We start from the raw sequence: 14,221 nt of genomic DNA, 5'->3' as shown, positions 1-14,221 counted from the left end.
GGCGATGGCGATCTTCAGGACGCTATCGCCGGCAAGCCGGCTCCTACAGGGATCGTGACGCATTCTGAATTGTGGGTTCACCCAAGATCTGTAGGAGCCGGCTTGCTGGCGATGGCGTCCGCAAGATCGCTATCGCCGGCAAGCCGGGCTCCTACAGGTCAGCGTTTCAATTCAATTGCAGCGTTGAATTGAACTGGCTGATCGCATCCACCACGTGCCGCGAGCCTTGCTGGATTTCCAGGATCACCTCCCCCGCCTCGTTCGCCAGTTCCACCCCAAGGCCGGTGCGGCTCAAACTCGACTGCATACTCGACACCGCGCTCAACGACAAATCGTGGTTTTTGCGCACCACGTCGACAATCTCCAGCGTCGCCTGGCTCGTGCGTGCCGCGAGGCTGCGAACCTCATCCGCCACCACGGCAAACCCTCGGCCGTGCTCCCCGGCCCGCGCCGCCTCGATGGCCGCGTTGAGCGCCAGCAGGTTGGTCTGGTCGGCAATCCCGCGAATGGTCTGAACGATGGTGCCGATGATATCGGACTGTTTGCTCACCGCATCGATACTCAGCGCCGCTTCGTTCAAGTCCCTGGAAATGTCCTGGATGATCTGCACCGTCTGCTGCACCACCTGAGATCCCTTCTGCGCACAGGCATCGTTCTGCACTGAAGTGCTGTGGGCCGACTCCGCAGCCGTTTGCAGCGTGGTCACTTGCTGCGTGATGTCGCTGGCGAACTTCACCACTTTGTACAAACGGCCCTTGGCGTCGAACAACGGGTTGTAGGAGGCTTCGAGAAAAATCGTATGACCGTGCTTGTCTCTGCGTTCGAAACGGTGCGAGTGATATTCGCCGCGATTCAGTGAAGCCCAGAATCCTTTGTAAGACGGCGATTCGGCTTCGGCGCGGTGGCAAAACAGGCTGTGATGCTGACCGACGATTTCGTTGAGCGCGTAATGCGTGGTCTTCAGGAAGTTTTCATTGGCGGTGATTACATTGCCAGCGGGGGTGAATTCGATCACCGCCATCGAACGACCGATTGCCGCGAGCATGCTTTCGTTTTCGTGTTCCTTGTTCACCCTGTCCGTAATGTCGGTGGCGACTTTGATCACACTGCTGACTTGCCGGTCGGGACCGATAACCGGCATGTAACTGGCTTCGAGCCAGATCTCCTTGCCGCCCTTGTTCAAGCGCAGGAAAGTCCCGCTGAGCGACTCGCCACGGGCCAGGTCACGCCACAATTTGGCGTAGGCTTCGCTGCGATAAAACGTTTCCTCACAAAAGATCCGGTGATGTTTGCCGCGCACTTCTTCGGCGCTGTAACCCATGGCTTTGCAAAAGTTGTCGTTGGCATCGAGCACGATGCCGTCAGGGGTGAATTCAATCATCGCCATCGAACGACTGACGGCCGCCAACTTGGCGTTGGCCTCGGTCAGCGCACAGCTGTAGCGCTCGATTTCCTGCAGGTCAGCCTTGTGATGTAGGTTAAACATGGTCGTATCACCCTAAGCGCGGTCGTTTGATTGATGAAAGTTCTTCGGTCTTTCAACGTATCCACCACAACGTTCCATGGAACAGGCACACGCATTCCTCCACGGGAGGAATTGTCAGGTGATCAATGATGTTGAATCGGAGAGTCCATGTGGCAACGCTCTTATCAAGACATCCGTCTCTTGATAGCCCGGGACCGGGCCAGCCCTAACGTTTTCATAAGTAACTCCCTTTATCGTAAAACTCCTTGTTGCTCGCATCGGTGCCTTGGGGTGCGCACTCTGGAAGCGTGCATGCCGGCCTTCACATGGCGACCGACATGGTTCGTCAGGACTGAGCATAGCCAGCCGCAATAGGCTTGCAAGGCCACTAGTCGGCCAGTATTGAGGACAAAAACGGTTCAGCTGACGCCTGATTCAGTGTTCAGCCAGCATGTTCAACAACGCCTGCACCGCTGCCGAGGGTTGTTTGTTTGCGGCGACCACCAAGGCAAACTCACGATCGATACGCGGTTTGACCGGCACCACACGCAGCCCCTGGAGATGGGTGGGTAAGGTCATTTCCGGCACCAGGGTGACTCCGATGTTTTCGCGCACCAGCGTGAACGCACTGCTCCACTCGCGGACCTCGACCCGAACGTCGCGCAATTGCAGACCGGCATCGGCGGCCAGGCTACGGGCGTTGGTCGAACAGCCGCCCGTGGCCAGCACAAACGGCTGCTCTGCCAACTCCGCGAGGGTGACGCCTTGTTCAATCGAGCGGCGTGCCAAGGGATGGCCGCCGGGCAACACCGCGACCCAGGCATCGCGCCCCAAACGCCCGGCATTGCGCTCCGGCGCCGGGTTCAGCACCACACCCACATCCACCAGACCGGCGCCGAGCAGTGCTTCCACTTCATCGTCGCTGACTTCCAGTGCGACCACCTGAATGCCGGGGTAAAGCCGGCTGAATGTGCGCAGCAGCGGCGGCAGAAAGGTTGCCAGCACCATGGGAAAACTCGCCAGGCGAATCGTCCCGCGCTGGATGTCTTTCGCGGCATCGACGGTGCTGCGAATGTTTTCCAGGGCGCCGAGCATGATCCGGGCCTGCTCGATGACCGGCAGGCCGATAGCGGTCGGCAGCGTTTGGCGATTCTCCCGAGTGAACAGCTGCACGCCGAGGGTTTCTTCGATCAACGCCAACGCCTGGCTCGCGCCTGACTGGGTCATGCCGACCCGCTCGGCCGCGCGGGTAATGTTGCCCGTATCGGCCACTGCCACCACCATTCGCCAGTGCATCAGATTCATCATGGCAGTAGCTTTCCTTATGGCGGTTTTCTGAAAGATTAATTTTACCGAGGGCGCCGCGCACTATGACACTGGCGCAAATCCCCAACCAGAGCCCTGCCGATGAAGTTGTATTACGCCCCTCAAGCCTGCTCGCTGGCACCGCACATTGTGCTGCGTGAACTGGACCTGCCGTTCGAGTTGATCCGCGTCGATAACCACACCAAACGGACCGCGAACGGTGCCGATTTCCTCGCCATCAACCCGAAGGGTTACGTCGCGGCGCTGCAACTCGACAACGGTGACGTGCTGACTGAAGGCCCGGCGATCCTGCAATACCTGGCGGACCTGCGACCCGAGGCGAACCTGGCGCCCGTGAACGGAACGTTCGAGCGAGTGCGGTTGCAGGAGTGGCTGAATTTCGTTTCGACGGAGATTCATGGCGGGCTGGGTTGGCTGTTCAACGCGCAGTTCCCCGAGGAGGTGAAAGCGCTGATCAGGGAGAAGCTGTTCAAGCGCTTTGCGGTGTTGTGTCAGACGCTGGAGCGCCAGGATTATCTGCTGGCGGGTGGGTTCAGCGTTGCGGATGCTTACTTGTTTACGGTGTTGCGGTGGGCGCCGTTGTTTGCGATAGATTTGGATCAGTGGCCGGTGTTGATGCGGTTTCAGGCGCGGGTTGATTTGCGACCGGCGGTGCAAGCGGCGTTGGCCGCCGAAGCGGTGTAAGCCTTGAGACCATCGCTGGCAAGCCAGCTCCTACAGGAATTGCATTGCCCTTGCAGGAGCTGGCTTGCCAGCGATAGCGGTGGAACAGACGCAGGAGATTTTACAAACTCGCACTCACTTTGGTCGCCACCTCACCCGGCACCCACCCCTTCCAGATCTGCGGCTGATCGCGCAAAAACGCTTCCGCCACCTGACGCGGTTGCTGGCGTTTTTCGCTCATCTGCGCCAGCGTCTGGTTCAGCAGATCGATCGGGAAATCGACTTTCTCGAAGAACGACACCAAGTCCGGATACTGCGTCTTGAACGGTGCAGACACGCCGATCGCCAGGCTCGCCGGCATCGAGCGCGTGCCTTTGGGGTTTGGGTTGTTGGCATCGGCCAGGGTCTTCCAGGCCTCGGCGTCGAACGGCGGCTCTTCGAGTTTCACCAGTTTGAAGCGACCCAATAGCGGCGTCGGCGACCAGTAGTAGAACAACACCGGTTTGCCGCGACGGATCGACGAGGCCACTTCGGCATCCAGCGCCGCGCCGGAGCCGGTGCGGAAGTTGACGAAGCTGGTGGTCAGGTCATAGGCCTTGAGTTTCTGACTGTTGACGATCTCCGAAGTCCAGCCGGTCGGGCTATTGAGGAAACGTCCGCGACTCGGGTCTTCGGGGTCGCGGAACACGTCTTTGTAGCGCGCCAGATCGGCGACGGATTTCAGCTCCGGCGCCAGCGGTTTGATCCCGCGTTCCGGGTCGCCCTTGATCACGTATTCCGGTACCCACCAGCCTTCGGTGGCGCCTTTGACGGTGTCGCCCAGCCCGAACACTTTGCCTTCCGACGCCGCCTTGACCCACGCCGGACTGCGCCCCGCCCACTCTTCGCCGATCACTTGAATGTCGTTCTTGGCCAATGCCGCTTCGAGGCTGACGGTGCTGCCCGGCAAAGTGTCGGTCGGGTAGCCGTAACCTTTTTCGACGATCAGCCGCAGGATCTCGGTGATCAGGCTGCCGCTTTCCCAGGTGATGTCACCAAAGTGGATCGGCTTGGTTTGTTCCGCGGCGGGAACGTGGGTCGCCACAAGGCTCAGGGCCAGCAGCGAACTGCCGAGCAGGGTTTTGATCGATTTCATGCGGACCTCTGGTGCAAGGGTTCATTGGCGCTGTGCTGGGCGCACAACGCTTGGGAGCGGGTCATGTAGACACTGACCGAACGCTGGGAAATGCCCAGTTCGGCAGCGATTTGCGGGTACGTCAGGCCATCGATGCGCGACAACAGGAACGTCGCACGGACTTTGCCCGGCAAACGCTCAAGCGTTCGGTCGAGGCGGTGCAACGCCTGGGTCAGTTGCAGCAATTCCTCGGGCGAGGACGCTTGGGGCTGATCGAGGTATTGCAGTTGATCGAGGTGCTGACGCTCCAGATCGCGGCGGCGCCAGAGCTGATAAATCAACCGGCGGGCGATGGTGGTGAGCAAGGCGCGGGGCTCGCGAATCGGGGTCAGACCCGGCGATTCGAGCAGTTGCGCGAAGGTCTCGGCGGCGATGTCTTCGACGCTGGAACTGGCCCCGAGAAACTGGCGCAACCGAGCGCACAGCCAGGGGTAATGGGCGCGGAACAATCCGCCCACATCGTTTCGATGGGATACGTCGGTGCCGGACATAGAGGCTCCAAGGGTTAGGGTCGCTGAATGTCCGGTGGTCCGGTGAGGCGAATCCTAGCAAGGAGCCTTATTCTTTAATAATACTTAAAATGCATTTTTATATTCATTTATGGAATTAATGTAGTGTTTGATGAATCGCCTTCGCGGGCAAGCCTCGCTCCTACAGGTGCAGCGCTAGACCTGTAGGAGCGAGGCTTGCCCGCGAAAAATCTCCAGTCAACGCAACCGCCCAAACCCCAACGCCTCGGCTTCCTGCTGATAATCGAGAACAACCTGATAGTCGCTCTCGCTGGCCGGCAACACCTCGTGTAACCCGAGGATTTCGGCGACATCGGGCAATTCCCGCAACGCCTCGTTCATCACCTGCCGCAACGCCTCTACCTGTTCATCGGTCGCCGTCGCAACGGTGATATACGGCAAGGTCGGGCTGAACGCGCTACGCACTACCACGCGCAATCCCGCCACTTCCTCTTCGGCGTGCCGCGCCAGGTAGGCGAAGGTCACGCTGTCGATGGCGGCGAGGTCGGCTTGATCTTCACGCAGCCAGCGCAGGCTCTCGCGGTGGCTGCCGCTGATGCCGACGCTGGCGAAGAACTGCCCGTCGCGGTGCAACGGCGCCAGTCGTTGACGCAGCAGGTTCATGCCGCTATTGGAGTCTTCGCCGTTGATCACGCCACGGCTGCCGAAAAACGCGGGCAAGGTCCGGCGTGAATCATCGGCACGGCTCAGCAGCAGACTGCAATGGTTGCCGCCGCTGCTGTCCGGCAGTTCGTAACGAGGCCGGCCGATGACCCGAACCTGGCCGCGCAATGCGGTCATCAGCGGATAGCCACAGGTTTGGGTCAGCAGCAACTGCGGGGACAGCCACAGGTCCATCAGCGACAGCCCTTCGGCGTTGCGGCGGGTAGCGCCCAGACGTTCGAGGATTCGCGTCAGCCAACGCTCGTTGGCCTGGCGGATGGGTTCGGGGGCGACGTACATCAGTAATTCGGTGATGTGCTTAGTCATCAAAATCTTCCCATACAACGAACATCTACTGTAGGAGCCGGCTTGCTGGCGATAGCGGTGTGTCATGTTGCATTGATGGGACTGATACACCGCCATCGCCAGCAAGCCGGCTCCTACAAGGGGATGCGTTTGCAATCAGTGGAATGGGTGTTTCGGGCTGTCGATCGCCTTTATCCCGTTCTCACGCCACAACTGAGCATAACCCTGCACCAGAAAGCCGCCGCTGCGCGCCACCCATTGCTCGCGGCGCGCGTGGTAGGCGCGGGGCAAGTCGTACCAGGGCAGGCCCGGCAAGTCGTGATGCACCAGATGAAAATTCAGGTTCAGGAACAGCCAGCGCCATGGCCAGCCGGCTTCATTGAGCACGGTGCGTTGCTCGGGTTGCGCATGGGGACGGTGCTCATAGTAGGAGCGGATCATTGCAATCGACAGCGCCGGCACGCTGATCAGCAACAGGTAATGCCACACCGGCACCACGCTGCAATGGGCGATGAACAGCAACATCGACACGGTCAGTGCGCCGTGGCTCAGCCACATCAACCAGGCCTGTCGATCACCCGATTTCAGGCGCTGCAGTTCTTCGCGCGCCAGCGCCAGCAAGGCCAGCGGCGCACCGATTATGAAGCGTCCGAGTACGGTTTTGTTCAACCAATGCAGGCTCTGTTCAAACACGGAACTGCCCTGCCACCGCTCGGCACTCAGGTAACGGCTTTCCGGATCGATGCCCGGCAAGGTCAGGTCTTCGTCGCGGTGATGCAGCAGATGGCTGTCGCGATACAACGTGTAGGGGTACCAGACGGCGAACGGTGCGTAACCGAGGATTTTGTTCAGCGCGGTCCAGCGGGTGGGATGACCGTGGAGCAATTCGTGCTGCACCGACAACCACAGCACCACCAGCGGAATCAGCAACAACGTGCTCCACCAGACGCCCAATCGATTGCTGGCCAACACGATGCTGAACCAGCCGCCGTAAACGCCGATCAGCAGCAACCAGGTCGGCCACTCGGTGCGAGCAGTCAGGCGCTGGCGCAGGGTTTCGATTTCTTCTCGGTGGGCACTATCGAAGTAATGGGGCATGGCGTTGCTCAGATCGGGGACCAGTCCCCTTCTGTGCAATGGCATCGGGAAATCTTGCAGATTATTTTTTCGCTGTCTGTAGGAGCCGGCTTGCTGGCGATTCAGGCAACGCGGTCTGCCTGACACACCGAGTGGTCTGAATCGCCAGCAAGCCGGCTCCTACAGGGGGGCGTGCGTTTCATGCTTACCGCTTAATGGCCGAACACACCCACCTTCTTGGCCTTCTTGTCCGCGCGTTTTTCATCGGCGGTTTTCGCCGGTTTCTTCTTCGCTGCTTTTTTTGAATCCATGCCTTTGGCCATGATACGTACTCCACTCATACGGGATGTGAGATCAGGTATACACCTATCCCCGGCCGCCCGTTCTTTTATAATCGCCCGCTTTGCGCACACACAGACCCGCCCCATGACCGACACTCAATACACCTTGCTCGACGAGCCGTTATGGCCCCTGATGAACAAGTTTTATCGCGCCCACCAATCGTCGATGAAGGCGGTCCGCGACGCTCAATTGTGGGTTGCCCGGCGCAACGAGATCATTGCGGCGCTGTGCTTGCGACCGGTCTCGGGCGGGCATTGGTTGACCGGTTTGTTTGTCGATCCGGCCTGTCGTGAACAAGGGATCGCAGCGACACTGATTGCCGAAGCGGTGAACGGTCTCGACCAACCGGTGTGGCTGTTCTGCCACCCGGACTTGCGGGGCTTTTATGAGCGTCGCGGGTTTACCTTCGATCCGCCCATGCCTTACGCGATGGTCGAACGCTTGAGCCGCTATGCGCGCAGCAAACCGATGATTGCGATGGGGCTGGATCCGGCTGGATAGGCGTGTGGACCCAATGTGGGAGCGGGCTTGCTCGCGAATGCGCAATGTCAGTCAGCATTGATGTAGCCTGACACTGCGCATTCGCGAGCAAGCCCGCTCCCACAGGGGATTATGGTGGTTTCAATCGTCGGCGTTGGGATCTAGATCCGGAAACATCACTTCGGTGAACCCGAATTTGCTGAAGTCGGTAATCCGTGACGGGTACAACCGGCCGATCAGGTGATCACACTCGTGCTGCACCACACGGGCGTGAAACCCCGAAGCGATGCGCACGATTGGCTCGCCTTTCGGGTCAAAACCTTCATAGCGAATTTGCTGGTACCGACTCACCGCACCGCGTAATCCGGGCACCGACAGGCAGCCTTCAAACCCCTCTTCCATCACCGGGCTCAACGGCGTGATCAGCGGATTGATCAGGATCGTCTGCGGCACCGCTTCAGCGTCCGGATAACGCTCGCTGTGCTCGAAGCCGAAGATCACCAGTTGCAGGTCGACGCCGATCTGCGGCGCGGCCAGGCCCACCCCGCCGACGCTTTCCATGGTCTGGAACATGTCGTCAATCAGTTGCCACAGCTCCGGGCTGTCGAACATCTCGGCGGGGACCGGCGGCGCAATGCGCAGCAGGCGCTCGTCGCCCATTTTCAGGATTTCACGGATCATTTGATGACTTCGTCAGTGGGTGGTTTCACCGAGTGATCCCGGCCCAGTCCGGAAACGTGATGTTTCTCTTCGTGGACAGGACCGTGCTCGCCGGGGACCTTTTCGCCAGGGTCCTTGCCTTCGGTCGACATGTGTTCGATCACCGCATTCATTTCCGCGCCAAGCAGCAGCACTGCCGCGGAAATGTAGAAGTACAGCAACAGCACGATGATCGCGCCGATACTGCCATACATGGCGTTGTAGTTGGCGAAGGTCTTGACGTAAAACGCAAAGCCCAACGACGCGATGATCCACACCACCACCGCCAGCACCGAGCCTGGGGTGATGAAACGAAACTCCTGTTTGACGTCGGGCATGACGTAATAGATCAGCGCCACGGCAATCATCATCAGGATCACGATGACCGGCCAGCGAGCGATGGTCCAGACCGTGACAATAAAGTCTTCAAGGCCGACCTGCGCGGCGATCCAGCCCATCACTTGCGGCCCGAGCACCATCAGCGCGGCGGCAATCAGCAACATCCCGGCAATGCCGATCGTGTAGAAAACCGACAGCGGAAAACGCTTCCAGAACGGCCGGCCTTCGACCACGTCATACGCGGCGTTCATCGCGCTCATCATCAGTCGCACGCCGGCCGAGGCCGTATACAGCGCGATGACGATACCGACCGAGAGCAAGCCACCCTTGGATTGCTGGAGCTGGTCGATCACCGGGTTCACCTGCTCCAGCGCCTGGGGCGGCAGGACCAGTTCCGATTGCAGGCGCAGCCAGGAAAAGAAGTCCGGCAGGTGCAGGAAACCGATCAGGGCAATCAGGAAAAGAATGAAGGGAAACAACGAAAACAGCATTTGATAGGCCAACGCCGAGGCATAGGTCGACATCTCGTCGGCGACGAACTCGGTGACCGTGCGCACCATCACGCGATGGAGGGGCACACCTTTCATGTCCGGGAAAATCATTAGCGTCTCCTTTCGCCGCAATGGGGTTGAAGTCGTGGCGACTCGGGGGCCGTTTTCTACATCAAAGTAGCCTACTTGGCGACTTTGAAACAATTTCCGTGCGCAAGTTCAGGCTGACACAAAAACGACATTTCATCGTTCCGTGCAGGTTGGGCTTTATGTTTGCCGACCAACCCCCGAGAATGCGCAACGTATTCAGGCCACGGCCCTGAAGATCCAATCCCGTAGGAATGTTATGAAACTCGATAAAAAGCAGGCCATTGCCCGCAGAAACCAGGAACTCGGCGGTGCTGTGCTTGGCGTCAACAACTGCCATTTCGCCGAATTGAACCGTAACCGCAACATCTGGTGGTTCGATCTCCCGGTGGCGCGCCTGGCCATTGGTCAGTACGAATGGATTCACCTGCTGATGCACACGCCGGACACCGACGAACTGCTGCACCTGAAAGTGCCGACGGTGTTCCTGCGCGAGAAACTCGAAGGGCTGGTGGTGCGTAACCAGGGCAAGCGCAAGGCTGCGCTGAGCCTGGAGTTGAGTGCGGACAAGGATTCGTACCTGCAGGACATGCGCCCGGCGGGCACCAACGTCAATTTCGCGCCGTTCCGCCAATAACATTGTAGGAGCCGGCTTGCCGGCGATAGCGGTGTGTCAGTAAACATTGATGTGCCAGATGTACCGCCATCGCCGGCAAGCCGGCTCCTACAGGTCCAACAAAAAGCCCCGCATCTGCGGGGCTTTTTGCTGGATTACGCGGTGGTCTTCTTCGCGTTGATCTTCTTCAGCTCTTCATCACGCAATTCCCGACGCAGGATCTTGCCAACGTTGGTCGTCGGCAGCGCATCGCGGAACTCGACGGCTTTCGGCACTTTGTAGCCGGTGACGTTCGCACGCATGTGCTCCATCACTTGCTCCTTGGTGAGGGTCACGCCCGGTTTGGCAACGATGAAAATCTTGATCGCCTCGCCCGACTTCTCGTCCGGCACGCCGATGGCCGCGCATTGCAGCACGCCCGGCAGGGTCGCGAGCACGTCTTCGAGCTCATTCGGGTACACGTTGAAACCGGACACCAGGATCATGTCTTTCTTGCGATCGACAATGCGCATGTAGCCGTCAGGCTGGATCAGCGCGATGTCACCGGTCTTCAACCAGCCTTCGCTGTCGAGCATTTCGTCGGTGGCTTCCTGACGCTGCCAGTAGCCCTTCATCACCTGCGGACCTTTCACACACAGCTCGCCGATTTCGCCCAACGGCTGTTCAACGCCGGCATCGTCGATGACTTTGCACAGGGTCGACGGCACCGGAATGCCGATGGTGCCGATCTGGATGTTCTGGATCGGGTTCACGGTGGCCACCGGGCTGGTTTCGGTCATGCCGTAACCTTCGCAGATGGCGCAACCGGTGACCGCTTTCCAGCGTTCGGCCGCGGCCAGTTGCAGGGCCATGCCGCCCGACAGGGTGACTTTCAGCGCCGAGAAATCCAGCTTGCGGAAGCCTTCGTTGTTGCACAGGGCCACGAACAGCGTGTTCAGGCCGACGAAGCCGCTGAACTTCCACTTCGACAGTTCCTTGACCATCGCCGTCAGGTCGCGCGGGTTACTGATCAGGATGTTGTGGTTGCCGATCAGCATCATCGCCATGCAATGGAAGGTGAACGCATAGATGTGGTACAGCGGCAGCGGCGTGATCAGGATCTCGCAACCTTCATTCAGGTTGGACCCCATCAGCGCCTTGCACTGCAACATGTTGGCGACGAGGTTGCGATGGGTCAGCATTGCGCCCTTGGCCACGCCGGTGGTGCCGCCGGTGTATTGCAGCACCGCCACGTCGCTGCTGGCCGGGTTGGCTTCAGCCACTGGCTGGCCATGGCCCTTGCTCAACACGTCGTTGAACTTGATGGCTTTGGGCAAGTGATACGCCGGGACCATCTTCTTCACGTACTTGATGACGCTGTTGATCAGCAGGCGCTTGAGCGGCGGCAGCAGGTCGGCGACTTCGGTGACGATGACGTGCTTGACGCCGGTTTTCGGCACGACGGCCTCGGCCAGATGCGCCATGTTGGCCAGGCAGACCAGGGCTTTGGCACCGGAGTCGTTGAACTGGTGTTCCATTTCCCGCGCGGTGTACAGCGGGTTGGTGTTGACCACGATCAGCCCGGCGCGGATGGCACCGAACACAGCGACCGGGTACTGCAAGACGTTGGGCAGCTGCACGGCGATTCGATCGCCCGGCTGCAAGTCGGTATGCTGTTGCAGGTAAGCGGCAAAGGCACCGGACAATTCGTACAGTTCACCGTAGGTGATTGTCTTGCCCAGGTTACTGAATGCCGGCTTGTCGGCGAAGCGTTGGCAGGACTGTTTCAACACTGCCTGAATATTCGGATACTCGTCCGGATTGATGTCGGCAGCAATCCCGGCAGGGTACTTATCCTTCCAGAAGTCTTCGATCATGGAAGCCCACTCCTCAGCAACGCGAATTCAAATACCGCATTTGATGCGATTATTATTGGTGTTTGATTATTGGTGAGTCTGGGCTTTTTACAGAGGCCGAGAGGTCACAAAGCGCGCCGAGAGTAGCAGCTTTGCCAAGGGCCGACTAGAGCCAAAAGCGGCCTCTACAGTCACATTAGTGGCTCAAGAATGACAAGCGGTCATTTTAGAGCAAAAAACCTATATATCGCTGAAAGCCTTTAAATCCGGGCTTTACCTGACAATGTAGGAGCGAGCCTGCTCGCGAAAAACGCCCAGACAACGCGATCATTCAGACACGGCGCGTTATCGTTGACGTCCATCGCGAGCAGGCTCGCTCCTACAGGGAACCGCGCGAAACGCGGCCATTTATCGGTTACGCGATATCCCGCAACTCCCGCCGCAGAATCTTGCCCACCGGCGTCATCGGCAACGACTCACGCAACACGATGTGCTTGGGCACTTTGTACGCGGTGAAGTTTTCCTTGCAGTAAGCCTTCAACTCTTCAAGGCTGACCCCCGACTCACGCGCCACCACAAACAACTTCACCGCCTCGCCCGAACGTTCGTCCGGCACACCGATGACGGCGCAGTTGGCGACTTTCGGGTGAGCCATCACCACGTCTTCGATTTCGTTCGGATACACGTTGAAACCCGAGACGATGATCATGTCTTTCTTGCGATCGACGATGCGCACAAAACCGTCCGGGTCGATCACCGCGATGTCGCCGGACTTGAACCAGCCTTCGGCATCCAGCACTTCGGCGGTGGCTTCGGGTTTCTGCCAGTAGCCTTTCATGATCTGCGGGCCCTTGATGCACAGTTCGCCGCGCTCGCCCAACGGTTGCTCGACGCCTTCGTCGTTGATGACTTTCAACGTGGTGCCCGGCACCGGCAGGCCGACCGTGCCGATCCGCGATTTGTCGCCGTACGGGTTGGTGCACGCCACCGGCGAGGTTTCGGTCAGGCCGTAACCTTCGGTGATGCGGCAACCGGTCAGTTGCTCCCAGCGCTCGGCGGTGGCCTTGACCAGCGCGGTACCGCCGGAGTTGGTGAGCTTGAGGCTGGAGAAATCCAGGGTCTTGAAGTCCGGATGGTCCATCAACGCGACGAACAGCGTGTTGAGCCCCAGCAACGCCGAGAACCGCCAGTTTTTCAGCTCCTTGATGAAGCCCTTGATGTCTCGTGGGTTGGTGATCAGCACGTTGTGGTTGCCGGTCACCATCATGCACATGCAATTCGCCGTGAATGCATAGATGTGGTACAGCGGCAGCGGCGCGATCATCACTTCCTGCCCTTCGCGCAGCAACGGCTGACCGTCAGCGCCGAACTGGCCGAGGCAGGCGCGTGCCTGCTGCATGTTCGCCACCAGGTTGCCGTGGGTCAGCATCGCGCCCTTGGCCAGCCCGGTGGTGCCGCCGGTGTATTGCAGCACGGCGATATCGTTGAGGCCGGCGTTCAACGGCTTGATGCCCAGGCCCCGGCCCAGACGCAGAGCGCTCCTGAAGGAGATCGCCTGCGGCAAGGCGTAGTCCGGGACCATTTTCTTGACCTTGCTGACCAGCGTATTGACCAGCCAGCCCTTGGCGGCAGGCATCAGGTCGCCCATCTTCGCTTCGATCAGGTACTGGATGTCGGTGTCGGCCAGCACTTCCTGGACCTTCTGCCCGAATACGTTCAGGTAAACCAGTGCCCGGGCACCGGAATCCTTGAACTGATGACGCATTTCCCGCGCGGTGTACAGCGGGTTGGTGTTGACCACGATCAGCCCGGCGCGCAACGCACCGAACACGGCAATCGGGTAATGCAGGACGTTGGGCATCTGCACCGCGATGCGATCACCGGGCTCCAGATCGGTGTGGGCTTGCAGGTAACCGGCGAACGCGGCGCTGTAGCGTTCCAGTTCGGCGTAGGTCAGGGTGACGCCCATGTTGCTGAAGGCCGGGCGGTCAGCAAATTTTTTGCAGGAACGCTCGAACACCTCGATCACCGACTTGTAAGCCCCTTGTTCGATGTCCAGGGGTACGCCGGCCGGGCGTTTGTCATTCCAGAAATCAGGTTGCATTGTTCTTATCCTCTTTACCTGAACCTATCCGGGGCCGCTTTTGTG

The 14,221-nt window shown here is 59.4% G+C and carries 12 protein-coding genes and 2 pseudogenes; 3 read left to right on the top strand and 11 right to left on the bottom strand.

What is annotated here, in order from left to right; translation table 11 throughout:
- Nucleotides 1-166: 166 nt before the first annotated feature.
- The 3 genes and pseudogenes from PMI32_RS31140 to PMI32_RS06105 form a co-directional block, all read right to left on the bottom strand.
- A pseudogene (locus PMI32_RS31140) lies at nt 167-598 on the bottom strand (methyl-accepting chemotaxis protein); the annotation flags it as partial.
- Between the two features lie 111 nt (nt 599-709).
- A pseudogene (locus tag PMI32_RS31135) lies at nt 710-1,381 on the bottom strand (PAS domain-containing protein); the annotation flags it as partial.
- 519 nt (nt 1,382-1,900) lie between these two features.
- The gene (locus PMI32_RS06105; RefSeq protein ID WP_008033015.1) at nt 1,901-2,773 is read right to left on the bottom strand and encodes a LysR family transcriptional regulator; all 873 of its coding nucleotides are present in this window, start codon (nt 2,771-2,773) and stop codon (nt 1,901-1,903) included.
- A 99-nt stretch (nt 2,774-2,872) separates the two neighbouring features.
- Between PMI32_RS06105 and gstA the strand changes: the two genes are divergently transcribed.
- Entirely contained in the window at nt 2,873-3,475 is a 603-nt protein-coding gene (gene gstA / locus PMI32_RS06110; RefSeq protein WP_008033014.1) for a glutathione transferase GstA, read from the top strand.
- Nucleotides 3,476-3,575: 100 nt separating this feature from the next.
- Here the strand turns inward: gstA and PMI32_RS06115 are convergent, their stop codons facing one another.
- From PMI32_RS06115 to PMI32_RS06130, 4 genes are all read right to left on the bottom strand, one after another.
- The gene (locus PMI32_RS06115) at nt 3,576-4,589 is read right to left on the bottom strand and encodes an ABC transporter substrate-binding protein (protein WP_008033013.1); all 1,014 of its coding nucleotides are present in this window, start codon (nt 4,587-4,589) and stop codon (nt 3,576-3,578) included.
- A complete protein-coding gene (locus PMI32_RS06120; protein WP_008033011.1) occupies nt 4,586-5,119 on the bottom strand; it encodes a sigma-70 family RNA polymerase sigma factor in 534 nt (177 codons plus the stop codon). Before PMI32_RS06120 ends, PMI32_RS06115 begins: the two co-directional genes overlap by 4 nt.
- Nucleotides 5,120-5,335: 216 nt before the next feature.
- Nucleotides 5,336-6,127 (bottom strand): phosphate/phosphite/phosphonate ABC transporter substrate-binding protein, encoded by a 792-nt coding sequence (locus tag PMI32_RS06125; protein ID WP_032829075.1) that lies wholly within the window; start codon nt 6,125-6,127, stop codon nt 5,336-5,338.
- Nucleotides 6,128-6,262: 135 nt separating this feature from the next.
- Nucleotides 6,263-7,204, bottom strand: a complete 942-nt coding sequence (locus tag PMI32_RS06130) for a fatty acid desaturase (protein WP_008033005.1) — start codon at nt 7,202-7,204, stop codon at nt 6,263-6,265.
- Nucleotides 7,205-7,609: 405 nt separating this feature from the next.
- Here PMI32_RS06130 and PMI32_RS06135 point away from each other — a divergent pair, with 405 nt between their 5' ends.
- Entirely contained in the window at nt 7,610-8,026 is a 417-nt protein-coding gene (locus PMI32_RS06135; RefSeq protein WP_008033001.1) for a GNAT family N-acetyltransferase, read from the top strand.
- 120 nt (nt 8,027-8,146) lie between these two features.
- Here PMI32_RS06135 and def read toward each other — a convergent pair whose 3' ends face one another.
- Together def and PMI32_RS06145 are read right to left on the bottom strand one after the other, a co-directional pair.
- A complete protein-coding gene (gene def / locus PMI32_RS06140; RefSeq protein WP_008032999.1) occupies nt 8,147-8,686 on the bottom strand; it encodes a peptide deformylase in 540 nt (179 codons plus the stop codon).
- Nucleotides 8,683-9,645 carry a YihY/virulence factor BrkB family protein gene (locus tag PMI32_RS06145; protein WP_008032998.1) on the bottom strand — a complete coding sequence of 321 codons (963 nt, stop codon included), beginning with the start codon at nt 9,643-9,645 and terminating at the stop codon, nt 8,683-8,685. Before PMI32_RS06145 ends, def begins: the two co-directional genes overlap by 4 nt.
- A gap of 235 nt (nt 9,646-9,880) precedes the next feature.
- Between PMI32_RS06145 and PMI32_RS06150 the strand changes: the two genes are divergently transcribed.
- The gene (locus tag PMI32_RS06150) at nt 9,881-10,258 is read left to right on the top strand and encodes a hypothetical protein (protein ID WP_008032995.1); all 378 of its coding nucleotides are present in this window, start codon (nt 9,881-9,883) and stop codon (nt 10,256-10,258) included.
- 134 nt (nt 10,259-10,392) lie between these two features.
- Here PMI32_RS06150 and fadD1 read toward each other — a convergent pair whose 3' ends face one another.
- Together fadD1 and fadD2 are read right to left on the bottom strand one after the other, a co-directional pair.
- Complete coding sequence (gene fadD1, locus PMI32_RS06155; protein WP_008032993.1) at nt 10,393-12,093, bottom strand: long-chain-fatty-acid--CoA ligase FadD1; 1,701 nt, start codon at nt 12,091-12,093, stop codon at nt 10,393-10,395.
- Nucleotides 12,094-12,487: 394 nt separating this feature from the next.
- Nucleotides 12,488-14,176, bottom strand: coding sequence for a long-chain-fatty-acid--CoA ligase FadD2 (gene fadD2, locus PMI32_RS06160; RefSeq protein WP_008032992.1), 1,689 nt, complete (start codon nt 14,174-14,176; stop codon nt 12,488-12,490).
- Nucleotides 14,177-14,221: the final 45 nt, after the last annotated feature.

It is taken from the genome of Pseudomonas sp. GM60, assembly GCF_000282415.1.
Taxonomy (GTDB): Bacteria; Pseudomonadota; Gammaproteobacteria; order Pseudomonadales; family Pseudomonadaceae; genus Aquipseudomonas; species Aquipseudomonas migulae.
This window is presented reverse-complemented; position numbering and strand designations above follow the sequence as displayed.